This window comes from Citromicrobium bathyomarinum, from assembly GCF_021021475.1.
GTDB classification, from domain to species: Bacteria; Pseudomonadota; Alphaproteobacteria; order Sphingomonadales; family Sphingomonadaceae; genus Alteriqipengyuania; species Alteriqipengyuania bathyomarina.
In genome coordinates, this window is record NZ_JAINWL010000001.1 from 90,031 (window position 1) to 115,108 (window position 25,078).

General features: G+C 66.0%; 25 protein-coding genes and 1 pseudogene. 10 read left to right on the forward strand and 16 right to left on the reverse strand.

All coding sequences use genetic code 11. The features are described 5' to 3' along the window. Window positions 1-14: 14 nt before the first annotated feature. From K7H93_RS00430 to K7H93_RS00440, 3 genes are read left to right on the forward strand one after another with little or no spacing between them, the layout of a single operon-like run. Entirely contained in the window at window positions 15-320 is a 306-nt protein-coding gene (locus K7H93_RS00430) for an acyl carrier protein (RefSeq protein ID WP_230781866.1), read from the forward strand. Between the two features lie 12 nt (window positions 321-332). Further along, a complete protein-coding gene (locus K7H93_RS00435; protein WP_230781868.1) occupies window positions 333-1,034 on the forward strand; it encodes an alpha/beta hydrolase family protein in 702 nt (233 codons plus the stop codon). Further along, window positions 1,031-1,810, forward strand: coding sequence for a hydrolase 1, exosortase A system-associated (locus tag K7H93_RS00440; protein ID WP_230781870.1), 780 nt, complete (start codon window positions 1,031-1,033; stop codon window positions 1,808-1,810). The genes K7H93_RS00435 and K7H93_RS00440 overlap by 4 nt, the downstream gene beginning before the upstream one ends. A 48-nt stretch (window positions 1,811-1,858) precedes the next feature. Here K7H93_RS00440 and K7H93_RS00445 read toward each other — a convergent pair whose 3' ends face one another. The 7 genes from K7H93_RS00445 to K7H93_RS00475 form a co-directional block, all read right to left on the reverse strand. Next, window positions 1,859-3,061: a class I SAM-dependent RNA methyltransferase gene (locus K7H93_RS00445; RefSeq protein WP_230781872.1), complete on the reverse strand. Its 1,203-nt coding sequence runs from the start codon at window positions 3,059-3,061 to the stop codon at window positions 1,859-1,861. Continuing rightward, a complete protein-coding gene (locus tag K7H93_RS00450; protein WP_269060071.1) occupies window positions 3,058-4,443 on the reverse strand; it encodes an NAD(P)H-hydrate dehydratase in 1,386 nt (461 codons plus the stop codon). The genes K7H93_RS00445 and K7H93_RS00450 overlap by 4 nt, the downstream gene beginning before the upstream one ends. Before the next feature lie 28 nt (window positions 4,444-4,471). Next, window positions 4,472-4,912, reverse strand: coding sequence for a hypothetical protein (locus K7H93_RS00455; protein ID WP_230781874.1), 441 nt, complete (start codon window positions 4,910-4,912; stop codon window positions 4,472-4,474). A gap of 28 nt (window positions 4,913-4,940) precedes the next feature. Then, the gene (locus tag K7H93_RS00460) at window positions 4,941-5,675 is read right to left on the reverse strand and encodes an N-formylglutamate amidohydrolase (protein WP_230781875.1); all 735 of its coding nucleotides are present in this window, start codon (window positions 5,673-5,675) and stop codon (window positions 4,941-4,943) included. Window positions 5,676-5,680: 5 nt separating this feature from the next. Beyond that, on the reverse strand, window positions 5,681-6,487 hold the full coding sequence (locus tag K7H93_RS00465) for a 4-(cytidine 5'-diphospho)-2-C-methyl-D-erythritol kinase (RefSeq protein ID WP_230781876.1): 807 nt from the start codon (window positions 6,485-6,487) through the stop codon (window positions 5,681-5,683). Beyond that, entirely contained in the window at window positions 6,488-6,907 is a 420-nt protein-coding gene (locus K7H93_RS00470; protein WP_230781877.1) for a hypothetical protein, read from the reverse strand. Window positions 6,908-7,018: 111 nt separating this feature from the next. Next, window positions 7,019-8,665, reverse strand: a complete 1,647-nt coding sequence (locus K7H93_RS00475; protein WP_230781878.1) for an electron transfer flavoprotein-ubiquinone oxidoreductase — start codon at window positions 8,663-8,665, stop codon at window positions 7,019-7,021. An 85-nt stretch (window positions 8,666-8,750) separates the two neighbouring features. Here K7H93_RS00475 and K7H93_RS00480 point away from each other — a divergent pair, with 85 nt between their 5' ends. Genes K7H93_RS00480 through K7H93_RS00495 form a run of 4 tightly spaced genes read left to right on the forward strand, consistent with a single transcriptional unit; the run spans window position 8,751 to window position 12,921 of the window. Beyond that, window positions 8,751-9,566 carry a uracil-DNA glycosylase family protein gene (locus K7H93_RS00480; RefSeq protein ID WP_230781879.1) on the forward strand — a complete coding sequence of 272 codons (816 nt, stop codon included), beginning with the start codon at window positions 8,751-8,753 and terminating at the stop codon, window positions 9,564-9,566. Between the two features lie 11 nt (window positions 9,567-9,577). After that, entirely contained in the window at window positions 9,578-11,329 is a 1,752-nt protein-coding gene (locus tag K7H93_RS00485) for a lytic transglycosylase domain-containing protein (RefSeq protein ID WP_230781880.1), read from the forward strand. After that, window positions 11,329-11,856 (forward strand): molybdenum cofactor biosynthesis protein B, encoded by a 528-nt coding sequence (gene moaB / locus K7H93_RS00490; protein ID WP_226660448.1) that lies wholly within the window; start codon window positions 11,329-11,331, stop codon window positions 11,854-11,856. Before K7H93_RS00485 ends, moaB begins: the two co-directional genes overlap by 1 nt. Before the next feature lie 30 nt (window positions 11,857-11,886). Continuing rightward, window positions 11,887-12,921, forward strand: coding sequence for a sodium:calcium antiporter (locus K7H93_RS00495; RefSeq protein ID WP_230781882.1), 1,035 nt, complete (start codon window positions 11,887-11,889; stop codon window positions 12,919-12,921). 111 nt (window positions 12,922-13,032) lie between these two features. Here K7H93_RS00495 and K7H93_RS00500 read toward each other — a convergent pair whose 3' ends face one another. Next, a complete protein-coding gene (locus K7H93_RS00500; RefSeq protein ID WP_230781884.1) occupies window positions 13,033-13,557 on the reverse strand; it encodes a hypothetical protein in 525 nt (174 codons plus the stop codon). Window positions 13,558-13,717: 160 nt separating this feature from the next. Between K7H93_RS00500 and K7H93_RS00505 the strand changes: the two genes are divergently transcribed. The 3 genes and pseudogenes from K7H93_RS00505 to K7H93_RS00515 all read left to right on the forward strand — a co-directional run bounded on the left by K7H93_RS00505 (window position 13,718) and on the right by K7H93_RS00515 (window position 15,994). Beyond that, window positions 13,718-14,794 carry a PA0069 family radical SAM protein gene (locus K7H93_RS00505; protein WP_230781885.1) on the forward strand — a complete coding sequence of 359 codons (1,077 nt, stop codon included), beginning with the start codon at window positions 13,718-13,720 and terminating at the stop codon, window positions 14,792-14,794. A 57-nt stretch (window positions 14,795-14,851) separates the two neighbouring features. Then, window positions 14,852-15,415: pseudogene (locus tag K7H93_RS00510) on the forward strand (DUF1993 domain-containing protein). Window positions 15,416-15,496: 81 nt separating this feature from the next. Beyond that, on the forward strand, window positions 15,497-15,994 hold the full coding sequence (locus tag K7H93_RS00515) for a YbjN domain-containing protein (protein WP_054524118.1): 498 nt from the start codon (window positions 15,497-15,499) through the stop codon (window positions 15,992-15,994). Window positions 15,995-16,182: 188 nt separating this feature from the next. On the opposite strand, the gene K7H93_RS00520 is transcribed toward K7H93_RS00515, so the two are convergent. From K7H93_RS00520 to K7H93_RS00555, 8 genes are all read right to left on the reverse strand, one after another. Continuing rightward, entirely contained in the window at window positions 16,183-16,614 is a 432-nt protein-coding gene (locus K7H93_RS00520) for a DUF1330 domain-containing protein (protein WP_230781887.1), read from the reverse strand. A 3-nt stretch (window positions 16,615-16,617) separates the two neighbouring features. Further along, on the reverse strand, window positions 16,618-16,824 hold the full coding sequence (locus K7H93_RS00525) for a hypothetical protein (RefSeq protein WP_010237424.1): 207 nt from the start codon (window positions 16,822-16,824) through the stop codon (window positions 16,618-16,620). A gap of 6 nt (window positions 16,825-16,830) precedes the next feature. Next, a complete protein-coding gene (locus K7H93_RS00530; protein ID WP_230781888.1) occupies window positions 16,831-18,588 on the reverse strand; it encodes a long-chain fatty acid--CoA ligase in 1,758 nt (585 codons plus the stop codon). A gap of 80 nt (window positions 18,589-18,668) precedes the next feature. Further along, the gene (dnaE, locus tag K7H93_RS00535; protein WP_230781889.1) at window positions 18,669-22,136 is read right to left on the reverse strand and encodes a DNA polymerase III subunit alpha; all 3,468 of its coding nucleotides are present in this window, start codon (window positions 22,134-22,136) and stop codon (window positions 18,669-18,671) included. A gap of 75 nt (window positions 22,137-22,211) precedes the next feature. Then, complete coding sequence (locus K7H93_RS00540; RefSeq protein ID WP_040379011.1) at window positions 22,212-22,562, reverse strand: hypothetical protein; 351 nt, start codon at window positions 22,560-22,562, stop codon at window positions 22,212-22,214. Between the two features lie 62 nt (window positions 22,563-22,624). After that, window positions 22,625-22,897 (reverse strand): hypothetical protein, encoded by a 273-nt coding sequence (locus tag K7H93_RS00545; RefSeq protein WP_054525764.1) that lies wholly within the window; start codon window positions 22,895-22,897, stop codon window positions 22,625-22,627. Between the two features lie 65 nt (window positions 22,898-22,962). After that, window positions 22,963-23,649 carry an ABC transporter ATP-binding protein gene (locus tag K7H93_RS00550; RefSeq protein ID WP_230781890.1) on the reverse strand — a complete coding sequence of 229 codons (687 nt, stop codon included), beginning with the start codon at window positions 23,647-23,649 and terminating at the stop codon, window positions 22,963-22,965. Beyond that, entirely contained in the window at window positions 23,642-24,883 is a 1,242-nt protein-coding gene (locus K7H93_RS00555) for a lipoprotein-releasing ABC transporter permease subunit (RefSeq protein WP_230781891.1), read from the reverse strand. Before K7H93_RS00555 ends, K7H93_RS00550 begins: the two co-directional genes overlap by 8 nt. Window positions 24,884-25,078: the final 195 nt, after the last annotated feature.

The following is a 25,078-nucleotide window of genomic DNA, read 5'->3' on the forward strand; positions in this document are numbered from 1 at the left end:
GCTTAACGGTATCTATGACCGCCCAGACTTCAGCGCCTGCGGACCCGGCCGGGCCCGCCCGCAGCAAGATCGACGAGACCCTGCGCGCAATCCTGCGCGACGTACTCGGCCTGTCGGACGAACGCGCCGCCGACCTGACGCCCGATAGCGGCCTGTTCGGCCATCTGCCCGAACTCGACAGCCAGGCGGTCGCCGACCTGCTGACCGAGATGGAAGACCGCTTCGACATCATTATCGAAGATGACGAGGTCGATGGCGACCATCTGGAAACCTATGGCGGGCTGCTCGCCCTTGCCGAGGCCAAGACCGCCAGCAACTGACATGCTGCTGGCGTGACAACCCCATTCCAGTTCGTCGAATGGCCGTGTCCTGCCGCTGACGGTGAGACGCGCAGCGAAGCCGCGCTCGTGTTCAACCGCGCGCGCGACGCACGCCTGCTGGTCATCCCGCCGCTGTTCGAGGAAGCGAACAAGCTGCGCCGGCAGATCGTGGAGATCATGCGCCGGCTCGACGATGCGGGCATCGACAGCATGCTGCCCGACCTGCCCGGCTGCAACGAAAGCCGCGCGTTGCTCGCGCAGCAGACTCTAGAAGGCTGGCGCGCAGGCGCTGCCGCAGCGGTGGAGCATTTCGGCGCGACTCACGTGCTGAGCCTGCGCGGCGGCGCATTGCTGCGGCCTGCCGGGTTGCCCGGATGGGACTACGCCCCGCAGGACGGGCCGAAGATCCTGCGCGCGATGGTTCGCGCGCGGATCATCTCGACCAAAGAGGCCGGCGCGCCCGAAACGCGCGAGGAGATCGAGGCGACGGGCCGCAGCGAGGGCGTCCAGCTCGCCGGATGGTCGATCGGCCCCGCGCTGTTCGCTGCGCTGGAGAGCGCCGAGGTGCCTGCGCGCGATGATCGCGTCACCCTGATCGACCACGAAACGCTCGGCGGACGGCCCCTGTGGCTGCGCGCCGAACCCGATTTCGATGCGGCGCAGGCCGACGCGCTCGCCACGACGATCTCGGTCGCGATGAGGGACGTGGGATGAGCCGCCGCCTGCACCTGACCTTCAATTGCGAGGGATCGACCCTCGCCGGCACGCTCGACACCGCGCCGCTAACCACCGGCCTGCTGCTGGTGAGCGGGGGCAACGAGCTGCGCAGCGGCGCGTTTCGCGGGCAGGCGCGGCTGGCGCAGACGATCGCCAAGCGCGGCTTCCCCGTGTTCCGGTACGACCGCCGCGGGGTCGGCGACAGTGAGGGCGAGAACCTGGGCTTCACCCAGTCCAAACCGGATATTCGCGCCGCGATCGAGGCGTTTCGCGCGATCGCTCCGCAGGTGAAGCGGATCGTGGCCTATGGCAATTGCGACGCGGCGAGCGCGCTGATGCTGGCGGGCGGCGCGGGCTGCGACGCACTAGTGCTGAGCAACCCCTGGACGATCGAGGACGAGGACGACGACACCCCGCCCCCGCAGGCGATCCGCGCGCGCTATCTGCAAAAGCTGGGCAACCCGTCTGAAGTGGCGCGCCTGCTGCGCGGCGGCGTGAACCTGCGCAAGCTGGCGGGCGGTCTGATCCGCGCCGCGCGCCCCGCCCCTGCGGCGAGCGATCTGGCAGGCCGGATGCGCAAGGGGCTGGCGACGTTCGACGGACCGGTGAGCATCCTGCTCGCCAGTGCAGACCGCACCGCACAGGTGTTCGACGGAATCTGGGAGAAGGACGATGTCCGCGTGGCGCGCTGCGAAGGCGCGAGCCATGCCTTCGTGGAACCGCGCGCGCGCGAATGGCTCGACGCGAAGATCGTGGACATGCTGCGGGGCTAGCCCCCTTCTCTCCTCCCCTCTGCAAGCGGCAGGGGAAAACCGCGCCGACTAATCCCGCACGAACAGGCTCGCCAGCTCGACATGGGTCGACCAGCGGAACTGGCCCACCGGGCGCAGCTCTGCGAGGCGAAAGCCGCCATCGGCCAGCCGCCGCGCATCGCGCGCCCAGCTTTGCGGATTGCAGCTGATATAGACGACGCGCGCCACGCTGCTCTGAGCAATCATGTCCGCCTGATTGCGCGCGCCTGCACGCGGCGGGTCGAGCAGCACGCAATCGAAGCGGGAGATTTCGTCAGCGGTGAGCGGATCGCGGAACAGGTCACGGTGCAGCGAATGGACCGGTGTGCCCGACGCGCGCGCCGCCGCCTGACAGGCGAGATGCGCCGCGCGGTCCGCCTCCGCCGCCAGCACCTTGGCCGGGCCGGCCAGTGCGAAGGCGAAGGTGCCCAGCCCCGAAAACAGGTCTGCAATGGTCGCAGCATCGCCGCACCATTCCTTCGCAGCAGTCAGCAGCGCGGCTTCGCCATCGGGGGTTGGCTGGAGGAACGCGCCATGCGGCACGGAGACCGGCACGCCGCCCAGCGTGACCGTCACCGGCTCAGGCTCCCACACGGGCTCCGGGCCGTAGCCGTCGTCGATCGAGAGGCGCGCGAGGCCCTGCTCGCGGGCGAAATCGGACAGTGCTTCGGTCTGGGCGAGGTTCTCGGGCGAGATACCCCGGATTTCCGCCGTCACGCCCTGATCCGCCAGCGTCAGCGAAATATCCACCGCCAGCTTGCCCGGCCAATGGGCCAGCAGCGCGCGCAGCGGATCGACCAGCGCGAACAATGCGGGCGCGAGGATGTGGCATTCGGCCATATCGACGATCTGGTGCGATCCCCGCTCGCGAAAGCCGATCACCACTTTCTTGCCCGCGCGCCGCGCATGCAATGTCGCGCGCCTGCGGCTGCGCGGCGGCGAGAGATGCGGCGCGGTGAGCGTGTCCGGCACCAGCTCCTGCGATTCGGCAGCGAACGCGACCCGCTGGCCGACGAACTCGGCCAGCGCCGCCTCGTCCGCCTGCTGCAACTCGCACCCGCCGCAGCGCGGGAAATGGCGGCAGGGCGGGTCGATATGGTGGGGACCATGCTCGACGAGCCCGTCGGCGCCCACCATGTCGCCGGGCACTGTGCCCTTCACATGGCGACCGCTCGCGGTCACGCCATCGCCCTTGGCGGCGATACGGATGATCTGCTCCACGGCCTCGCTCACAGCATGTCCTCCAGCGCGGGATGGACCGCTTCGGCGAGCAGCGTGGCAGTGAAGCCCGCACCTGCATGACGCGCCGCGCGGCCATGCAGGTGGACCGCCTCGCATGCGGCCTGCATTGCATCTCCGGTCGCCGCCAAACGCGCGGCGCAGATTCCGGCCAGCACATCGCCGCTGCCCGCGACCGACAGCCAGCGCGAGGCGGGCGGGAAGAAGCGCACGTCTTCGCCCGATGCCAGCAGCGTGTCGGCACCCTTGGCGAGTACGGCGCAGCCGGTCGCCTGCGACAGCGCGAGGGCACGCTCCCGCTTTGTCTCGCCCGCGACGTCGAAGGCATCGCACAGGTGCGACAGTTCGCCCTCGTGCGGGGTCAGCAGGATTGGCGCATCGCCCTTCGCGGCGAGTATCTCGGCCGTCAGCAGGACCAGCGCATCGGCGTCGAGCACCAGCGGATGGCCGCTGCGCACCGCCGTCTCAAGCCGTTCGTGCGCGGCATCGTCGCGGCCCAGCCCCGGCCCGATGAGCACAGCGCCGATCCTCTCGTCCCCCAGCGCGTCGGCCAGCGGCGCATCGTCCTTGACCAGATCGGGCGGGTGGCCGGGATGGCCATGCTCGCTCAGCCATTTGACGTAGCCAGCCCCCGCCAGCGCGGCGGCGCGCGACGCCATCAGGCTGGCGCCCGCCATCGCCCCGCCGACCACAGCGACCAGGCCACGGGTGTATTTGTGCGCGTCGAAAGCGGGCGGCGCGATTCGCTCGGGCAGAGACAGGCGCATCGGCCCGCCGCGATCGGGCACGCCGATATCGACCAGCCGCGCCGCACCGATGCTCGCCAGCGCGGGGCCGCTGAAATGCGCAGGCTTCCACGCGCCGAACGCCAGCGTCAGGGCATAGCGGGGCACATTATCGCCCTCGCCGCCAACCACATCGCCAGTGTCGGAATCCACCTCGCTGGGCACATCGAGCGCGACCGCGCGGTCATGCGAGGCGTGCAGATCGCGGATCAGCGCGCGATGCTCGTCCGAGAGCGGGCGCGACAGGCCGATGCCGAACATCGCATCGACGAACACCGTCCCCTTCAATCCCTCGCCGTCGGACAGAACCTCGCCTTCGAACGTGCTCGCGGCATGGCGGGCAAGATCGGTCTGGGGAGAAATCGGCGCGACCACCCTCACCGTCAGCCCGCGCGCCTTGAGCGCAGCCGCCGCGACATAGCCGTCGCCGCCATTATGGCCCGGCCCGCACAGCACGGTGACAGGTCCGCCGGCCGCAAGCCGCGCGATCCACTCCGCTGCGCCCTGACCGGCTCGGCTCATCAGCGCCCATTCCTCCACGCCCGCATCGAACAGCGCCGCCTCTGCAGCGCGCATCTGGTCGGTCGTCAGGATTTGCGCGCGTCGCTGCGCGTCATGCTCACCGAGTGGTGGCGGGGAAACGGTATCGGTTTCCGGCGAGGGATACTTCGAGGATGTCACCCGACAGCGTTTGCGTCACCGCGTCCGCTCCTGCAACCGCTGCGACGCCGGAACCGTCGGGCAATTGCTCGAACCGGCGGAATCCGCCGTCGGGATGGAAGACGGTGAGCAGGATTTTGCCCTCCACCTCGACCCGCTCGACCGAACAGGTCGCATCGAAGCTCTGCGCGCCATCGGGGGCGCAGGCGATGGTGGTGCCGGTGGAAGAGCTCGGTGCAGGCGTGGGATCGGCCGTGCCGGTATCGCCACTGGCGGCCGAGGCGGGCCCGTCGCCGCCACACGCGACCAGGGCAAAGGCCAGGCCGGCAACGGCGAGTGCTCCAGCGATCCGCATCCGCTTCACCTTTCGATCGTCTCCTGCGACCCGGAGAAGCGCCATTCCTACCCGCAATTGGTAAGCAATGCGTTTACTCTGCCGTCCGGCTGGCGAGCGCGGCGAGCACTTCCTGCGCGACCTGCGCGATCCGATCCGCCCACACCGCCTGGTGGCTCTTGCGTGCGACGAGATCCTGCCGCAGCTCGATGGTCAGGTAGGGAATTCCGTTACCCTCGGCATGGCGATCCATCGTCGCGTTCAATTGCTTGCCCGAATAGGGCTCATTGTCGCCCACGGTGAAGCCCATCCCGGTGAAGGCATCTATCGCGATTCGCGCTGCGCTGTCCTCCTGGTTGTAGAGCAGGCCGACATCCCACGGGCGCTCTTCCCCGGTCGATCCCATGACGGGCGTGAAGCTGTGGATGGCGAGGATCAGCGATGGCTGCGCTTCGGCGACCATCGCCGCGAAAGCCTCGTGATAGGGGCGATGATACTCGGCGATCCGCCGGTCGATATCGGCCCCGATATTGCCGGGGATCGTGTGCCCGTCGCTCGACGTGACTACCAGTGCGTCGTCGCCCTCGTTGCGGTGCAGGTCGATCACCAGCCGGCTGACATTGGCGACCTGCGCCGCGACGCCATGCTTGCGCGCGAGCCGCTCCGCGATCCCGGCGGTGCCGATATCGATCGCGATGTGCTGTTCCATCAGTTCGGCGGGAATGCCGAGTTCGATGCCGTCGGGCACGCGGTTGCTGGCATGGTCGGCGACGGCGATGATCCCGCCGCGTTGCGGGGTGCCGTATTGTAGGAAAGGTGCGTCGGTCATGGCGGCTATCTAAGGGCGGTGGCCATCCGCCACCAGTCCGGATGCGTCTTCGCAATGGTTTCGGCTGCCCCATCGCGCGCGTTCGCGTCGCGATAAAGCGCGAAACAGGTCGCGCCCGAGCCGGACATGCGGGCGAGTATCGGAGCGGTTTCGCGCAGCGCGTCGAGCACAGTGGCGATGACCGGACAGATCGCAATGGCGGGCGCTTCGAGATCGTTGCGGCCGCCCAGCGCTATCTCGCGCGCCGCGCCTTCCGGCAACGCACCGCGATCCTCGCCATCCCACGCCTTGAACACCGGACCGGTCGAAAGCGCGACGCGTGGGTTGACCAGCAGCACCGGTGTCCCGCTCAGGTCGTTATCAAGCGGTGCGAGCTTCTCCCCCATCCCGCGCCCGACCGCCATTTCGCTGCGGACACAGGCCGGCACATCCGCACCAAGCTTCAGCGCGCGCTCCTGCCAGTCGCCGGGCAGAGCGTGCATGCGTTCGACAACGCGGAACACTGCCCCTGCATCGGCCGAACCGCCGCCCAGCCCCGCCGCGACGGGGAGATTCTTTTCGAGCGTGATCGCAAGGCCGCCGGAATGCGGCAACGCATTGAGGGCGCGCGCGACGAGGTTGTCGCCCGGATCGCCGACACCGCCCGCGAACTCGCCGACGGTGCGCAGCTCGTCCCGGCTGGCAGACGACGCGCTCAGCACATCGCCATGCTCGCAAAAGGCGAACAGCGTCTCGAGTTCATGATAGCCATCCTCGCGCCGCTGGCGGACATGCAGCGCGAGGTTGAGCTTGGCGTAGGCGGTTTCGCGCATTTAAGGCTCGTCGATCCGTGCGAGATGCAAAAGTTCGCCTCGTTTTTCGAATATGGCGAGGGCTTCGCCAGCGGCGTCGATCAATTCCTGCCAGATTGCAGTTCCGAGCAAGTCATCAATGTCTGGAGGCATGGGATCGGGGGCTCCTTCCGCCACCTTATCCCAAACTCGATGAAAGTTGAGCGCCGCCCGCTGTTCGTCGCCAGAGAATACTGGCTCGCTATACCAATCCGCATCCTCAATTTGGAAAACGTCTTCCCACCGGCAGATCATTTCCGTTGGTACGCACCCCGGACTTCGGGCATCGCGCAAGCCTTTCTGGTACTTCCGCTGCAATTTAGGCGATGCAGCGGTGGCCAGATATTGGATAATCCCGAGGCGCATCCGATACTTGAGCGTCGTTTCAGAGGGCTCGCCCATCTCGATTACCTCGTCATCGCGAGCGAAGCGAAGCGATCCAGGGTGGCTCGCATCAGGCCCTGGATTGCTTCGTCGCCACGCTCCTCGCAAAGACGAAGCTACTGAGGCCCGCTACATATTCGGATAGTTCGGCCCGCCGCCGCCTTCGGGCACCGTCCAGACGATGTTCTGGTTCGGGTCCTTGATGTCGCAGGTCTTGCAGTGGACGCAGTTTTGCGAGTTGATGACGAAGTTCATCTCCCCGGAATCCTCGTCCTCGACCCATTCGTACACGCCTGCCGGGCAATAGCGCTGCGAGAGGCCGGCGTATTCCTTCAGCTCGCTTTCCTTCTGCAGCTCCATGTCCTTCACCTTCAGGTGGCAGGGCTGGTCTTCCGCGTGGTTGGTGAAGCTGTAGGCAACGCTGGTCAGCTTGTCGAAGCTGATCACGCCGTCGGGCTTGGGGTAGATGATCGGGTCGAACAGGTCGGCGCGCTTGGTGTGCGTGTAGTCGGGCGTGTGCTTCAGCGTGAACGGCAGCCCGATCTTGAGCGTGCGCATCCACATGTCGATGCCCGCCAGCACGGTGCCGAAATCGCCGCCCAGCTTCGCGATCGCGGGCTGCGCGTTCTTCACCTTCTTGAGCTCGGTCGCGATCCAGCTTTCGCGCACGGCTTCGTCGTATTCGCTCAGCTGGGTGTGTTCCTTGCCCGCAGCGATCGCCGCCGCGACGCTTTCGGCGGCCAGCATCCCGCTCTTCATCGCGGTGTGGCTGCCCTTGATCCGGGGCACGTTGACGAAGCCTGCCGAGCAGCCGACCAGCGCCCCGCCGGGGAACGCCAGCTGCGGCACGCTCTGCCAGCCGCCTTCGTTGATCACGCGCGCGCCGTAGGCGACGCGCTTCCCGCCCTCGATAATGTCGAGGATATCGGGGTGGTGCTTCCAGCGCTGGAATTCCTGATAGGGCGACAGATAGGGGTTGGCGTAATCGAGCGCGGTCACGAAGCCGAGCGCAACCTGATTGTCGCCGATGTGATAGAGGAAGCCGCCGCCCCAGCTATCGTTGTCGAGCGGCCAGCCCTGCGTGTGGATCACCCGGCCCGGCACGTGCTTGGCGGGGTCGATTTCCCACAATTCCTTGATGCCCAGGCCATAGGTCTGCGGCTCGCAATCCTTCTCAAGGTCGAACTTCGCCTTGAGCTGCTTGGTCAGGCTGCCGCGCGCGCCCTCTGCAAACAAAGTGTACTTGGCGTGGATTTCCATGCCCGGCTGGAAATCGGGCTTTTGCGAACCATCCGCCGCGATGCCCATGTCCTGCGTGATGACGCCCGCGACCGCGCCGTCATCGCCGTAGATCACTTCGGCGGCGGGGAATCCGGGGAAAACCATCACGCCGAGCCCTTCGGCCTGTTCGCCCAGCCAGCGGGTCAGATTGGCGAGGCTGCCGGTGTAGTTGCCCTTGTTGCTCATCAGCGGGGGCATGAAGAGGTGCGGCATGGGGAACTTGCCGTTCTTGCGCAGCACCCAGTGCCAGTTGTCGGTCACCGGAACGTCGCCGATCGGGCAGTCCATGTCCTGCCAGTCGGGGAACAGCTCGTTCAGCGCCTTCGGGTCGTGGACAACGCCCGAAAGAATATGCGCGCCGATCTCCGACCCTTTTTCGAGGACGACGACTTCAAGCTCTTCATTGATCTGCTTCAGGCGGATGGCTGCGGCGAGCCCGGCGGGGCCTCCACCGACCACCAGCACATCGCACGGCATGGATTCACGTTCGATCATAATATCCTCGAAGCTCTTTTCGGGCCGAATTAGCGTTGCTTCCGGCTTGATTGCCTGCGCGCCACAGGTCAAGACCCTGTGCGAAATGGCCGACCATTCCTTCCACCCCGAAAATTTGCGCGAAGCATTCGCCGCCAGCCTCGACTGGTGGGCCGATGCCGGGGTGCTGGAGCATGTCGAGGATGCGCCGTCCGCGTGGTTGAAAGAGGCCGACGGCAAGGGCGATGCGCAGGCTGCGCAGAGCGATCGGGCGACGGATGCGCCCTCTGCACCGCCGCCACCTCCGCCGCCACCGCCCAACCGCACGGCGCTGAGCCGCTTCATCGCCAGCGGCAGCGACGGTGCTGCGCACCCGGGCGATCCGGCGCAGTGGCCCGACGATCTCGACGCATTCCGCGCCTGGTGGATGGAGAGCGACGCGCTCGACCCGCCCGGCTCCTACCCCCGCGTGGCCCCGCGCGGCCCCGCGCAGGCGCAGGTCATGCTGCTGGTCGACCAGCCTGTGGGCGAGGATCTGCTTGGCGAGCCTGCTGCAATGCTCGCCGCAAACATGCTGCGCGCGATGGGCTATGCCAGCGATGCGGCCTATTTCGCCAGCGTGCTGCCGCGCCACACCCTGCGGCCCGAATGGGATGCGGTCGGGCGCGCAGGCTATGGCAAGCTGGCGCAGCACCACGTCGCGCTGGTGCGCCCGGCGCAGGTGATCGTGCTGGGCGAACGCGTCTGGTCGCTTCTTGCGCACGAGATGGCGCAGGAAGACAAAGCGTTAACCACAATTTCGCACGGCGGTGGTAAAGCGCCTGTCTTCGCGATGCCGGATTTCGCGAGCCTGCTCCGCAGCCCGGCAAAGCGCGCACAGACATGGACCCGATGGCTCAACCGGAGCGCCCCCGCCCAATGAGACAACCGACGATGAAACGCATTCTCCTCCCCCTCGCCGCCACGCTGGCCGCGCTGCCCGTGGCCGCGCCCGCGATGGCCCAGTCGCAGAGCGCGGCGGAATATTTCCGCGAACGCGCGGCCAACCCCAATATCCCGCAGGTGCTCAGCGAAGCCGACCGGCAGTTCTACACCCGCGTGTTCGCCGCGCTGGATAATGGCAACTGGAGCGAGGTCGAAAGCCTGCTCGCCCAGCGGGGCGACGAACCGCTCAAGCTGATTGCGCAGGCCGAGTATTACCTCGACGCGAACAGCCCGCGGATCGAACTGCCCGCGCTGCAGGAATGGCTCGCCAAGGGCAGCCGCCTGCCGCAGGCGCAGCAGATCACCGACCTCGCGTCCAAGCGCGGATTGATGAGCGCGCCCTACCTGCCGCCCGAACAGAGCTTCCTGCCGCAGGGCTACGCCAGCAAGCGGATCCTGCCGCGCGACACCAATGACGGCACCATGCCGGGCGACATCAAGGCGGCGATCCTCGACCGGATCAGCAATGACGATCCCGATGGCGCGCGCCTGCTTCTCGATGGGGTGGATGCCGGGCTCAGCAGCGAAGCGCGCGCCGAATGGCGCCGCCGCGTCGCGTGGAGCTATTACATCGAGAACAACGATGCCGCCGCGCTCGCGATGGCGCGCACGGTGCGCGATGGCAGCGGGGCTTGGGTGCCCGAAGGCGACTGGGTGGTCGGCATTGCCGCATGGCGGATGGGCGACTGCGCGACCGCTGCCGACGGCTTCGACCGCGCGGCCGCAACCGCGATCAACCCCGAACTCTCGGCGGCCGCCTATTACTGGGCCAGCCGGTCCTACATCCGCTGTCGCCAGCCGGAAAAGGCGGCGGAAAAGCTGCGCGGCGCGGCGATGATGGACGAGACGCTGTATGGCATGCTCGCCCGCGAGCAGTTGGGCCAGCACCTGCCGCGTGCAGGCCAGACGCCCGATCTCAGCCCCGCCGACTGGCAGCAGCTGAGCCGCGAGGAGAATGTCCGCGTCGCAGTCGCTCTGGCCGAGCTGGGCCATGACGAGCTGGCCGACGAAGTGCTGCGCCACCAGGCACGGATCGGCGACCCGTCCGAGTTCACCGCACTCTCGCGCCTCGCGCGGGAGCTTGGCCTTCCCTCGACCCAGCTGTGGATGGCGCACAACGCCCCGCGTGGCGGCACGCCCGACCCGGCGCTGCGCTTCCCCGTCGCGCGGTGGGAGCCGGTGACCGGATGGCAGGTCGACCCCGCACTCGCCTATGCGCACGCCTTGCAGGAATCCAACTTCCGCGCCGCGGTGGTCAGCCCCGCGGGTGCGCGCGGGCTGATGCAGATCATGCCCGCCGCCGCGCAGGACCATGCCGGTTCGCTGGGCGTCAGTGGCAATCCCCGCTCGCTCAACCAGCCGAGCGTCAACCTCGCCTTCGGCCAGCGGCACCTGCAGATGCTGCGCGATCATCCCGCGACGCAGGGCAAGCTGCCCAAGATCATGGCCGCCTATAACGCCGGCCTGACCCCGGTGGGCCGCTGGAATACCGAGGTCAACGACCAGGGCGACCCGCTGCTCTACATGGAGTCGATCCCCTATTGGGAAACGCGCGGCTATGTCGCGATCGTCACCCGCAATTACTGGATGTACGAGCGGCAGGCCGCCGCGCCCTCGCCCAGCAGGCAGGCGCTGGCGATGAACCGCTGGCCCGCCTTCCCCGAGGCGGGGCAACCGACGCAGCGTTTTACCCGCCGCTGATGGCGATCGACGAAACCCGCACCTTCCAGCCGATCGGGATCGCGCTGGTCACCGTATCGGACACGCGCGATCCGTCGACCGACAGCTCGGGCGACCTGCTGGAGGCACGGGTACGCGAGGCCGGGCACACCCTCGTCGAACGCACCATCTGCCCCGACGATGCCGCCGAGATCTACGACGTGCTGCGCCGCTTCATCGCGAGCAAGGATGTCGACGCGGTGATCACCACCGGCGGCACCGGGCTGACCGGGCGCGACGTGACCCCCGAAGCGCTCGACCGGGTGAAGGACAAGGACATCCCCGGCTTCGGCGAGCTGTTCCGCTGGATCAGCTACGAAAGCATCGGCACCTCCACGATCCAGAGCCGCGCCTGCGCGGTGCTGGCGGGCGATACCTTCGTCTTCGCCCTGCCCGGATCGAACGGCGCGGTGAAGGACGGGTGGGACAAGATCCTCAAGGACCAGCTCGACAGCCGCCACCGGCCCTGCAACTTCGTCGAACTGATGCCGCGCCTATTGGAACGATAGCCGGTCGGGGCCGCTCTTCCAGCAAGCCCCATGCCCGATATCCAGTCCCTCCCCCTCCCCTGGCTGGCCGCGCTGTTCATCGCGAGCGCGCTGCTGATCGCTTTTTTCGGCAGCAAGATGGCCGCCATCGCGGACGTGCTGGCCGACCGAACGGGCCTCGGCGAAGCGCTGATCGGCGCGGTCCTGCTGGGCGCGGGTACGAGCATTTCGGGCATCGTCACCTCGATCACCACCGCCGCCAGCGGCGCGCCGGAGCTTGCGGTGTCCAACGCCATGGGCGGGATCGCGGCGCAGACGATGTTCCTCGCTCTGGCGGACATCTTCTACCGCAAGGTCAACCTGGAGCACGCGGGCGCGAGCACGGTGAACTTGGGCCAGGCGACCGTGCTCATCATCCTCTCGGTCATGCCGATCATGGCCTACGCCGCGCCGCAGATCGCGTTTTTCGGCGTCCACCCGGTCAGCCCGATCATGATCGCGGTCTATCTGATCGGCCTGCACAACGCGCATTCCATCCGGCAGGAGCCGATGTGGCAGCCCAAGGAAACGCCGGGCCTGCGCGTCGAGGCCGACGATATCGAAAACGACCCGCGCTCCACCCCGCTGCTCGCGAGCCTGTTCGCCGGGCTGGTGCTGATCGTCGGCGCGTGCGGCTGGGTGGTCGGCGAAAGCGGCCTGGCGCTGAGCGGCGAGCTCGGCATTTCGCAAGGTGTGGTCGGTGCGCTGGGCACCGCAATCGTCACCTCGCTGCCCGAACTCGTGACCACCATCGCAGCCGTCCGGCGCGGCGCGCTGCAACTGGCGATCGGCGGGATCATCGGCGGCAACATGTTCGATGCGCTGTTCGTTTCGGCGAGCGACATCGCCTACCGCGACGGCTCGATCTATCACGCAATCGGAGAGCGCACGCTGTTCTGGATGGCGCTGGTGTGCCTGATGACCGGCGTACTGCTCCTCGGCCTGCTGCGGCGCGAGAAGCAGGGGCCCGGCGGGATCGGCTGGGAATCGGTCATCCTGCTCGCGCTATGGCTGGGGGCGGCGGTCCTGCAGGTGGCGCTGGGGTGAGTCGGCCAAAACGGTGGGGACTTGCAGGCGTTTTCAGATAGGCTGGTTCAAGTTCGCTAACCCCCGAATGCCGCAATTCCGCTTTCGACCCCGTTGCGGACATGGAACAGATCAAATCACTTCCGCATCGGGGCAAACCATTTTGATTTGCCGCTCGTGAGCTTCAAACATTGTCTTGTTGAAATCGGTCGCGAATGATCGTGCGTTTGGTGGCTCCGGAGGATTGGGGGCACTCCCCTCGCTCCAAGCAAGTTCAGGAATATCCTCGAAGCTCACGACGTCATCTGACCACGGCTGACAATAGGCGATCCCCGGCGTTGCCCAGCCCGGCGCATATCCATTGAAAACATGCATATAGAGCTTCGGTGGATTTCCGGCTGCAATGGATTCGCGGGCCTCAGCGATGCCATCTCGCCCAAAGAATCTGTTTGGATCTGGGGCCGCACGTTCACCGGCTTCGCGGGCCCTAGCGATACCATCTCGCCCGCCGAATCTGTCTGGACCTGGGGCCGCGCTTTCATCGAATGCTTGTTGTGCCGATTCCGCGGGCTGCAGTTCCGGCTGTGGTATTTGCTCTTGATTGCAGCCAGCACAGCAAAAACAAGCAAACAGACCGCTCGTAATCGCTCTCCACATTCCTTTTTTCTAATCTCGTCTACGTCCGCTGCCCACCCCATTTGAGACATTGATCCGAATTTCGCGAAAGCCTGAGAGCGGACGACTGAAGAGGTGATCGGTAACGCGGCCAAAAAAATCCGCATCGACTCTTATCCATGTTCGCTCTATGTTCCGCGCCATGGAACGGGTCAAAGGCAGAGGAGCGCAGAGCGGCGACGTATCCACGCGCTTCGGCCTCGCCACGCATGAAGCCGATGGCGACTGGCGGGACGAGCGCGAGGCCATCGACGGCCCCGCCCCCAAGCTGCGCACCGAAGTGACCGTCGAGCATCCGCGCTCGATCCTCAGCTTCAACCAGTCGCCCGACATCGGCTTCGACCGTTCGGTCAACGCGTACCGGGGGTGCGAGCATGGCTGCATCTACTGCTTCGCGCGTCCCACACATGCGTATCTGGACCTCTCCCCCGGCCTCGATTTCGAAAGCAAGCTCTTCGCCAAGCCCGACGCGGCGAAGCTGCTTGCCGAGACGCTGGCCAAGCCCGGCTACCAACCGCGCCCGATCGCGATGGGGACCAACACCGATCCCTATCAGCCAATCGAAGGACGGTATCGCATCACCCGCGCGATGCTGGAGGTGTGCCTCGATGCGCGCCATCCAGTGACCATCACCACCAAGTCCGACCGGGTGCTTGCCGATCTCGACATCCTCGAAGAGATGGCCCGTAAAGACCTGATCGCGGTGGCGATTTCGGTCACCTCGCTCGACCCGGCCCTGTCGCGTCTGGTCGAACCGCGCGCGCCCTCCCCCATCAAACGGCTCGCGGCGCTGGGCACGCTGACCAAGGCGGGCGTACCCACCCACTGCTCGATCGCGCCGGTCATCCCCGCGATCACCGATGACGCGATGGAAGGCATCGTCGCGCGCGCGGCGGAATTGGGCGTGACCTCCGCCGGATGGATCCCGCTGCGCCTGCCGCACGAGGTCGCTCCGCTGTTCCGCGAATGGCTGGAAACGCATTTTCCGGACCGCAAGGACAAGGTGATGGGAATCGTCCGATCGATCCGCAACGGGCGAGACAACGACCCCGATTTCTTCAGCCGATTGAAACCGCAAGGCGTGTGGGCCGACCTCTTCCGCGCCCGCTTCCGCGTCGCCTGCAGGCGCGCCGGGATAGGCGATGGCAAAGCGAAGTTCGCGCTCGATTGCTCACGCTTCCGCGCGCCCACCACCGGCGGGCAGTTGCGGCTCTTGTAGCGGGGAGACAGAGCAGCCTACTGGTGGATGGCCTCAGCCATCAGGAGTGAAAAGTCGATGAGCCCCAGCGATGTACTCGCCCCAACCTATATCCAGATGCTCGGCGCCCTGTCACAGTGGCTCGACAAGGCATCTGCGCAGCTTGGAGCATCCGATGCCGAGGCGCTGCTGCCCGCGCGGCTGGCACCGGACATGTTTCCGCTTGCGACCCAGCTCCGCTTCGCTTGCGTGCAGGCGATCGAAGGCATGCACCGCCTGCGCGACGAAGCCTTCCCGCCGGTGATCGACGACCTGCTCGACGAAGGGCGCAATGCTGGCGAGGTGCCCGGATCGCTTGATGATGCGCAGGCGCGGCTGGAACAGACCATCGCAATGGTCCGCTCGCTCGCGGAAGGCGCAGAACAGACAGATGCGGACCGGATGATCGCGCATGCATTACCCACAGGCATGATCTTCGATCTGACGGTGGACCAGTAGGCGCGCGACTGGGCGCTGGCGCAGTTCTATTTTCACCTGATGGCCGCCTATGCGATCCTGCGCAGCAAGGGCGTCGATCTGGGCAAGGCCGACTATGTGGCGCATATGTTCGGCTATCTGCGCCCCGGCACCATGCCCGCCTAGGCAGCAAGCAGTCCGGCCTTGCACATCGTCGCTTGCGCGATAGGGTCGCAGCAAGTTCTAGACCGAATGGGGGGAATTTCGATGAAGGCTTTCGTTCTTGGCGCAGTGCTGGCCTGCGGGATGGTTTCCGGCGCGAATGCACAGGCAAACTCGTCCGATCGGCCAATGACGCAGTTTACCCGCAGCGCGCTGCTCTCGGCGCTGTCGGGCATCGATGCAGAGACCGAAGAGCAGTCTGGAAAGCCCAATATCTCGGTCACTTTCGACAATGGCCTGATGGGAGATGCGCTGCTGATGGCGTGTGAGGATCAGCAGACCTCGCGCAATTGCCTGGGCACCTCGATCCTCGTGACCTACGAGACGCCGGACGACGCCACGCCCGCCAAGGTTCGCGAGGCGATCAACGAATATAATTATCGCCAGAATTTCGGCCGGGCCTATCTCGACCCGGACGGGCAGATCACCCTGCGCATGTACATCATCGCCGATGGCGGGATCACCATGGCGAACTACAAGCGGCAGCTCGCCCTCTTCTCGCTGAGCGCGGCGAAACTTCCGGACTACGTCTACGGCGAGTGAGATCGCGCCGCCGCTGCTCCAAGCGATACAGGGCGCTGTCCTACAGGCGCGCGCGGGACTAGAAGGCGGGCAGCTCTTTGCCATTGTCGACATGCGGCCCGCGCCACCAATCGCATCACTCGATCAGTGACGTTTCGCTGATCGAGTGAGTTTCAAGCCCTGGACTGTGTGTCAGGTGTGTCAGGCCCTCAGCCGAAGGTATCGCCACCTTCGCCGGGTGCGAACCGCATCAGCCGGCTGTCGAGCAGCGCGGCGGTGCGGTTGACCACGGCCTGCTGATAGGCCGGGTCCTTGATCATCTCGAAGAAGGCGCCCGCATTGGGATAGTGCGCGACGAAGCCGTCGTGCCAGTGCCGTTCGGCGGGACCGGTCACCATCGTCTCGAAGGTGCCGCGCCACACGATGGAGCCGCCCACGCGGGCGAATATCGGCCCGCTGGTGTCGCCGTATTCCTCGTAGGCGCGGCGACCGCTCCACCCCTTGCCCGCATGCTCGTGCCCTTCGGGATACTCCGCCTGGTCGCGATAGAGCAGCAGGTTGAGCATCTGGATCGGCGTGTCACGCGGCAGCGCCTTGAACGCCTCGAAAGTCTCCCGGCTGGGGTCGATATAGGGGGTCACTGCCTACTCCTTGTCGGGGACGATCCGCTTGGCGATCGCCCATGATGGCCGCGCGACCACCAGCAGGCAGCCGACGCCGATCAGCGTCATCGCCTGCGGGGTGAGGAACTCCTCCCCGCGCGCGGCCCGCAGCGCCAGCGCCAGGACCAGAAACGCGACCATCGCGAGGCCCAGCCCGATCATGATCGCAAATCCGGTCCTGATCGACATGCGCGCCTAGTCCTTGCCCAGCATGCGCGAGAAGATGCCGCGCTTCTGGCTATCGCCACCGTCTGGCACATCGCCGTTCTGGACCTCGGTCGCCGGGCTCGGGCTGGCATCGGCCATCGCAGGCTCGGCCGCTCCGGATTCGGGAGTGGCCGCAGCCTTCGCTTCGGGCAACTGGTAGTCGGCGAAGCGGTCGCGCAGGTCCTTCTTGCTGATCTTGCCGGTGGCGGTGTGCGGGATGTCGTCGACGAACTCGACCGCATCGGGCAGCCACCACTTGGCGACGTGATCCTTGAGGAAGTCGATCAGCTCCTCACCCGTGACCTGCTGGCCTTCCTTGCGGATGCAGAACAGCACCGGGCGCTCGTCCCACTTGGGATGGTACATGCCGATCGCGGCGGCTTCGGCGATGGCAGGATGGCCGGCGGCGGCGTTCTCCAGCTCGACCGAGCTGATCCACTCGCCGCCCGACTTGATCACGTCCTTGGTCCGGTCGGTGATCTGCATCGTGCCGTCGGGGTGCAGGATCGCGACGTCGCCGGTGTCGAACCAGCCGTCCGGGGTCAGCGCGTCCTCGTCCGCCTTGAAGTAGCGGCGGATCACCCACGGGCCGCGGATCTGAAGCGCGCCCGAAGCTTCGCCATCGCGCGGCAGGACCTTGCTCGGATCGTCGAGATCGACCGTGCGCAGTTCCACGCCGAAGACCGGGCGGCCCTGCATCGCCGCCTTGTCGACCTTCTGGTCAAGCGTAAGCTGGTCCCAGTCCCAGGTCGGCCCGCCGACCGTGCCCAGCGGAGAGGTTTCGGTCATCCCCCAGGCGTGCTGGACGCGAATCCCCGCCTCCATCAGGCGCCGGATCATAAACTTGGGCGCAGCCGATCCGCCGATGGTCGCGGCCCGCAGCTTGGGCAGCGGCCTGTCGTTGGCATCACAATATTGGAAGGTTGCGAGCCACACGGTCGGCACGCCCGCGCTGTCGGTCACGTTCTCGCGCTCCATCAGGTCGCACAGCACCGCCGGCTCGTTCACTGCGGAGAAGACGAACTTGATCCCAGCCATCGCGCCCGCAAACGGCAGGCCCCAACTCGCCGCGTGGAACATCGGCACCACCGGCAGCATGACCGAGGAGGCATCGAAGGCGAACGCGGCAGGCTGGATCGCGGCGAGCGCGTGCAGCACGGTAGAGCGGTGTTCGTACAGCACGCCCTTCGGATTGCCGGTGGTCCCGCTGGTGTAGCACAGCATGCACGGATCGCGCTCGTCGATCGTCGCCCAATGGTAGTCGCCATCCTGCGCGCCGATCCATTCCTCGAAACCGAGCGCATCGGAGCCTTCGGGCGGATCGTAGCAGATGTAATGCTCGATACTGGTCCACTTGGAGCGCATCTTGTCGACGATAGGCTGGAACGCCGCGTCGTAGAGCAGCACGCGGTCTTCCGCATGGTTCGCGATGTATTCCAGCTGATCCTCGAACAGTCGCGGATTGATGGTGTGCAGCACCCCGCCCATCCCGGCTACACCGTACCAGCTGACCAGGTGGCGCGCATGGTTCATCGCGAGGCTGGCGACCCGGTCACCCTTCTTGATGCCGAGCGCTTCCAGCGCCTGCGCCATCTTGAGCGCATCGCGACGGATACCCGTCCAGTCGGTGCGGGTCTCGCTGCCATCGGCCCAATGCGTCACAATCTCGCGGGTAGGTGCTTCGCGCTCCGCGTGGTCGATCACGTTGGTGACCAGCAGGTCCCAGTCTTGCATCTTGCCCAGCATCTTATTGTCCTCTCATGCCCTGTTTTGCAGGAGAGAATGCGCAAGGCAGCGCCCGCCCGCAAGAGCGCAGGCACGAAAAATCAGGCCGCGCGGTGCAGTTTGGGGCCCGTCTTGGGGACGAGAGTGATGTTCGAGATACCCTCGATCCGCTCCAGCGCATCGGCGAGCTTGCCGTCGACCTTGTAATCGTGCCCCAGCCGCATCACCGGACGCTCCCCCTGACCGAGGTCGAGCGCGATCTGCACCTCGCCATGCCCCGGCGGCCCAGGCTGGAGCGCGAGCGCCAGTTCACCCAGCGCCGCCTCGCTCGACACCTCCAGCGTCAGCAGCATCCGCTGGCCGCCCGCGACCTCGGCCAGCGGGCGGGCACCGCGTATGGTCACGCGCGGCGGCTCGTCCGGAGAGGGGCTGTCGAGTTCGACCGTCAGCAGAATGCAGGTGCTTTCCTGGGCCCACTTGGTGAACTGCGGCACCAGACCTTCCTCGAAGCAGGCAGCGCTGAACTGACCGGTGGAATCGGAGAAATCGGCACGGATGAAGTCCTTGCCCCGCCGCGTCTGGCCGCGCTTCGCGCCCTCGACCATCGCCGCGATCACCGCACGACCACGCGCTTCGCCCGGAGGCCCGCCGGCCATCAGCGAGGAATAGCTGCGCGCACCATTGGCGCTGGCAACGTCGCGGAACTGCTCGATCGGGTGGGCTGAGAAGTAGAACCCGAAGGTCTCGCGCTCCTTGGCCATGCGCTCGGCACGGGACCAGTCCTCCGCATCCTTCATGCGCAGGCCTTGGTTGGCGCTGTCCTCGTTGCCGAACAGCCCTTCCTGACCGCTCGACCGCTCGCGGATCGCCGCGTCAGCGACCGCCAACAGCAGGTCGACATTGGCAGTCAGCTGACCGCGATTGGGTTCCAGATGATCGAACGCCCCCGCCGCGATCAGCGCCTCCAGCTGGCGCGAGTTCATCGCCCCCTTGGGCAGGCGAGAGAAGAAATCGTCGAGGCTTTCGAACCAGCCATGCGCCTCACGCTCGGCAACGATCGCATCCATCGCCTTCTCGCCGACATTGCGCAGCCCGGCGAGGCCATAGCGCACGGCGTAACCGTCATCGGTCCGTTCGACCGAGAATTCGGCTTCGGAGCGGTTGAGGTCGGGCGCAGCCACCTCGATCCCGTTGCGCCGCGCATCGTCCACGAACACCGCCAGCTTTTCCGACTGGTCCATGTCGAAGCACATCGCAGCGGCGTAGAATTCCTCGGGGTAATGCGCCTTGAGCCATGCGGTCTGATAGGCGAGCAACGCGTAGGCGGCGGCGTGCGACTTGTTGAAGCCGTAGCCTGCAAACTTGTCGATCAAGTCGAACAGGGCGGAGGCTTCGTTCGCCTCGATGTCGGAGACCTTCTTGCACCCGTCGATGAATCGCTGGCGCTGCTTGTCCATCTCCGCCTGGTTCTTCTTGCCCATCGCGCGGCGCAAAAGGTCCGCGTCGCCGAGCGAATAGCCCGCGAGGATCTGCGCGGCCTGCATCACCTGTTCCTGATAGACGAAGATCCCGTAGGTTTCCTTCAGGATCCCTTCGAGCTTGGCGTGCGGGTATTCGATCGGCTCGACCCCCGCCTTGCGCTTCCCGAACAGCGGGATGTTGTCCATCGGGCCGGGCCGATAGAGCGAGACCAGCGCGATGATATCCTCGAACTTGGTCGGCTTCACCGCGGTCAGCGTGCGGCGCATGCCTTCGGATTCCAGCTGGAACACTCCGACCGTGTCGCCGCGCTGCATCAGGTCGTAAACCGCCTGATCGTCCCACGAGACAGTGCCCAGATCGCACTCGATCCCGCGCCGTTTCAGCAGATCGACCGCCTTTTGCAGCACCGACAGGGTTTTCAGGCCGAGGAAGTCGAACTTCACCAGCCCCGCCCCCTCGACCACCTTCATGTCGAACTGGGTCACCGGCATGTCCGACCGGGGATCACGGTACAGCGGCACCAGTTCGGCCAGCGGACGGTCGCCGATCACCACGCCGGCGGCATGGGTGGAGGAATTGCGCGGCAGGCCTTCGAGTTGCATCGCAAGATCGACCAGCGTGCGCACTTCGTTGTCGTTGTCGTATTCGCCCTTGAACTCCGCCGCGCCGTTGAGCGCGCGGGGCAGGCTCCACGGGTCGGTCGGGTGGTTGGGCACCATCTTGCACAGCCGGTCGACCTGGCCGTAGCTCATATCGAGGATGCGCCCGCAATCGCGCAGCACCGCGCGCGCCTTCATCTTGCCGAAGGTGATGATCTGGGCGACCTTGTCCGCCCCGTATTTCTCCTGAACGTAGCGGATCACCTCGCCACGCCGGGTTTCGCAGAAGTCGATGTCGAAGTCGGGCATCGACACGCGTTCGGGGTTGAGGAAGCGTTCGAACAGCAGGCCCAGCCGGATCGGATCGAGATCGGTGATGGTCAGCGACCATGCGACCAGGCTGCCTGCGCCCGAGCCGCGCCCCGGCCCCACGGGGATATTGTGGTCCTTCGCCCATTTGATGAAGTCGGCAACGATCAGGAAGTAGCCGGGGAAACCCATGTTGTGGATGATCCCGACTTCGTAATCGAGCCGCTCGTAATAGGTCTGCCGTTCCTCGTCGGAGAGGTCTTCATAGATCGCGAGGCGTGCATCGAGACCCCGCCGCGCATCCTCGGCCAGCATCTTCGCCTCGCCCTCCAGATCGCCTGCAAGGCTGGGCAGGATCGGCGCCCGCTGCGGCGGGGCGAAGGCGCACCGCTGCGCGATGGTAAGCGTATTCGCCAGAGCTTCGGGCAGGTCTGCGAACAGCTCCTGCATCATCGGCGCGGATTTGACGTAGGCCGCCTTGGCCGAGCGCGGGCGATCCTCCTCCCACAATTTGCGGCTGTTCGCGATGCACAGCATAGCATCGTGCGCCTTGTAGAAATGGGGCTCGGCGAAATTGGCGGGATTGGTCGCGACCAGCGGCAGATCCCGCGCATAGGCAAGGTCGAGCAGCGCCTCTTCTGCGGCCACTTCGGTCGGCTCGCCCCGCCGTGCGAGCTCGATATAGAGCCGCTGCGGAAACAGCGCCTCGAGCCGGTCGAGATAGCGCGCGGCGTGATCGCCCTGCCCTTGCGCCAGCAACCGGGTGACCGCCCCCTCGCTCGCCCCGGTCAGCGCGATCAGCCCGTCGGTATACCCTTCCAGCGCAGCCAGTTGGACGTGCGGCACCTGCTCCAGTGGACGTTCGAGGTGCGCCGCGCTGACGAGCCTGCACAGGTTGAGCCACCCGGCATCGTCCTGCACGTAAAGCGGCAGGTGATCGATCTGATCGCTGTCAGGACGCGCCACGCCGAGCAGCGCGCCGACGATCGGCTGCACACCGTTCTCGATACAGGCCTGCGCGAAGGGTACGCTGCCATACAGGCCATTGCGATCGCACATCGCGATTGCGGGAAAGCCGCGCTCGGTCGCCAGCTTGGCGATCGCCTTGGGCTCGATCGCGCCTTCGAGCATGGAGAAGGCGGAGAGCACGCGAAGAGGGACGAAGGGAGCGAAGGCCATCAGGCTAAGCTAACGACGCGCATCGCCCGTTCAAGCGAGCACGCGCATGCTGACGGGGAAAAGCGGTGGACGGTTTCAGACCGCCGGGGGAGCGCCGGATTCCGCTTTCGCCGCGGCGATCTTGCGCCGCGTTTCGCGGACCTGCGACCAGGTGCCGTAGGCAATCAGTGCGGCGAGGAAGATCCACACCCACAACGGAATATCCTGCCCGAAAATGGCGAGATAGAGATAGGCAGAAACGAAGAAGAACCCCGCCAGCATCGTCGGCAAAACGGTTGAGCGACCGGCCCGCGCGCGCTTCACCAGCCACGCGATGGAAGCAAGGAAAAAGGGGATCGCGCCGACATAGATCGCGACGAATATGTACGGATTGACGTTGTACTGCGCGCCCTGCGCGAGAATCCAGTCGTTGATCGATTCGAGCATCGGTGCGCCTCCCCTGTTGCCGGTTGCGACGCCCGCCATGGTGGCGAGCGTCGGATGGGCGGTTAGCCGGGGTAGTCGCCCCGGGCGGCGATCGCTTCGACTTCGCCCGCATCATACATGCGGTCGCCCAGCTTCTGGATCACATGTCCGCGCCGCTCTTCGGGTGCCATCGACATCATCAGCTTGACCATTTCTAGGAAGCTGCCGTCGTGAAGCCCCTTGGCCCCATCGAGCAGGCCCTGCCCGTCGTCTTTCCGATGAATTTCCGCCCGGTCGTCCCATGCGATGCCGCCCTCGGCAGCTTCCGCGTTATAGGTTGTGGGATGATCGCTCATTGCTGTTGCCTCCTTGTTGTTCTGATCAACGCGGGGGTGGCCCCGCGGGTCCGGACCGATCGATCCTAGGCGAGCACGCCGTCATGCAGACGGACCACGCGGTCCATCTTCGCTGCCAGCCGTTCGTTATGCGTGGCGACCAGCGCTGCACTACCCTGCCCGCGAACCAGTTCGAGGAACTGGGCGAGCACCTTTTCCGAGGTCGCCTCGTCCAGATTGCCGGTCGGCTCGTCCGCCAGCACCAGCTTGGGCTGGTTGGCGAGAGCGCGGGCGACTGCAACGCGCTGCTGCTCGCCACCCGAAAGCTGGCTGGGCCGGTGCTCCAGCCGCTCGGCCAAACCAAGCGCGCTGAGCAGATCCTTCGCCCGCGTCTCTGCCTCCGCGCGCGGGACACCGCCGACGAGCTGGGGAAGGACCACGTTCTCGACCGCGTTGAAATCGGGCAGCAGGTGATGAAACTGGTAAACGAAGCCCAGATGCTCACGACGCAGTGCGGTGCGCTGCTGGCTGTCCGATTTCTCCGCCGCCTGGCCCGCGATCACGATCGTGCCGCCGAAGCCGCCTTCCAACAGGCCGACCGCCTGCAGCATGGTCGACTTGCCCGAGCCGGAGGGCCCCAGCAGCGCGACGATTTCGCCCGGCATGACCTTCAGGTCGACACCGCGCAGCACGTCGATCCGCACGCCGCCCTGCTCGAAACTGCGGGTCACGCGGCGGAGTTCGACCACCGGTTGCATAATGGCATTACTCATAGCGCAGCACCTGCACGGGGTCCGTGTTTGCAGCCTTGAACGCGGGATAGAGCGTCGCAAGGAAGCTCAGCACCAGCGCCAGCGACACGATGCCGAACACCTCCCACGGGTCGGTCCGGGCGGGCAGCGTGGTCAGGAAGCGGATCGATGGATCCCACAGATTCTGCCCCGTGACGATCTCGATCCCGTGGACGATCGGCTGGCGGAAAATCAGCACCAGCGCGCCCAGCGCAAGGCCGGCCGCAGTCCCGATCGCACCCACGGTAAAGCCGGTCGTGACGAAGATCTTCAGGATCGACTGCCTGCTCGCCCCCATGGTTCGCATGATTGCGATGTCGCGGGTCTTCGAGCGGACCAGCATCACCAGGCTGGAGAGAATGTTGAACGCGGCGACCACCACCATAAAGCTGAGCGCGAAGAACATCGCGACCCGCTCCACCTGCAACGCCTCGAAGATCGAACTGTTGATCTGCTGCCAGGTGCGCACGATCGCGATACCCTGAAGCCGCTGCTCGATCGGGGCCATAATCTCGGTGACACGGTCGGCATCCTCGGTCGTCACCTCGATCATCCCGATCGTGTCGCCGGTCAGCAGCAGGGTCTGCGCCTGCGGGATCGGCATGATGATGAAGGCACCGTCGTAATCGTACAGGCCAACCTCGAAGATCGCACCGACCTCGTAGCCGACCTGGCGCGGCACCGTACCGAAGGGGGTGGAGCGCCCGGCGGGATTGATCACCGTGATGACATCGCCGACCCGTGCGCCGATATTTTCCGCCAGCCGCGATCCGATCGCGACCTTGTCCGCGCCCGGCTTGATCTCAGCCATGCTGCCCATCAGCGTCTTGTCCTGCAGCGCGTCGATATCTTCCTGCGTGTTGCCGCGCACCAGCACAGCCTCGACCCGGCCATCGAAGGTCACCAGCAGCGGCTGTTCGATCAGCGGCGAGGCGCTGACCACGCCCTCGCTCTCGCGAATATCGGCCAGCACGCTCTTCCAGTCGTCCAGCCGCCCGCCATAGGCCTGTACGATGGCATGGCCGTTGAGACCCACGATCTTGTCGAGCAGTTCGGCCCGAAAACCGTTCATCACACTCATCACGATGACCAGCATCGCGACCGACAGCATCACCACGCCGATCGAAATTCCGGCGACCAGCTTGATGAACCCCTCGCCCTTGCCGGGCCAGAGGTAACGCTTGGCGATGGTCCATTCGAATGGGTTGAGAAACAAGGAGCAGTCCGTTTTTGTAATCCCGGCCCCGGGCGTTAGGGGGCCGCGCCTTTCTGCGCAATGAAAACGGCGCGGCTTTGTGCACGGGGATGAACGTGGGCACGATTTCGGACTGCGGCTCCGGAGGCAAACCGACCCCACAAGCCTTGTAATTCATCCGTCACATCGCCAATGGAGCGGGCGACCTATCGAGGC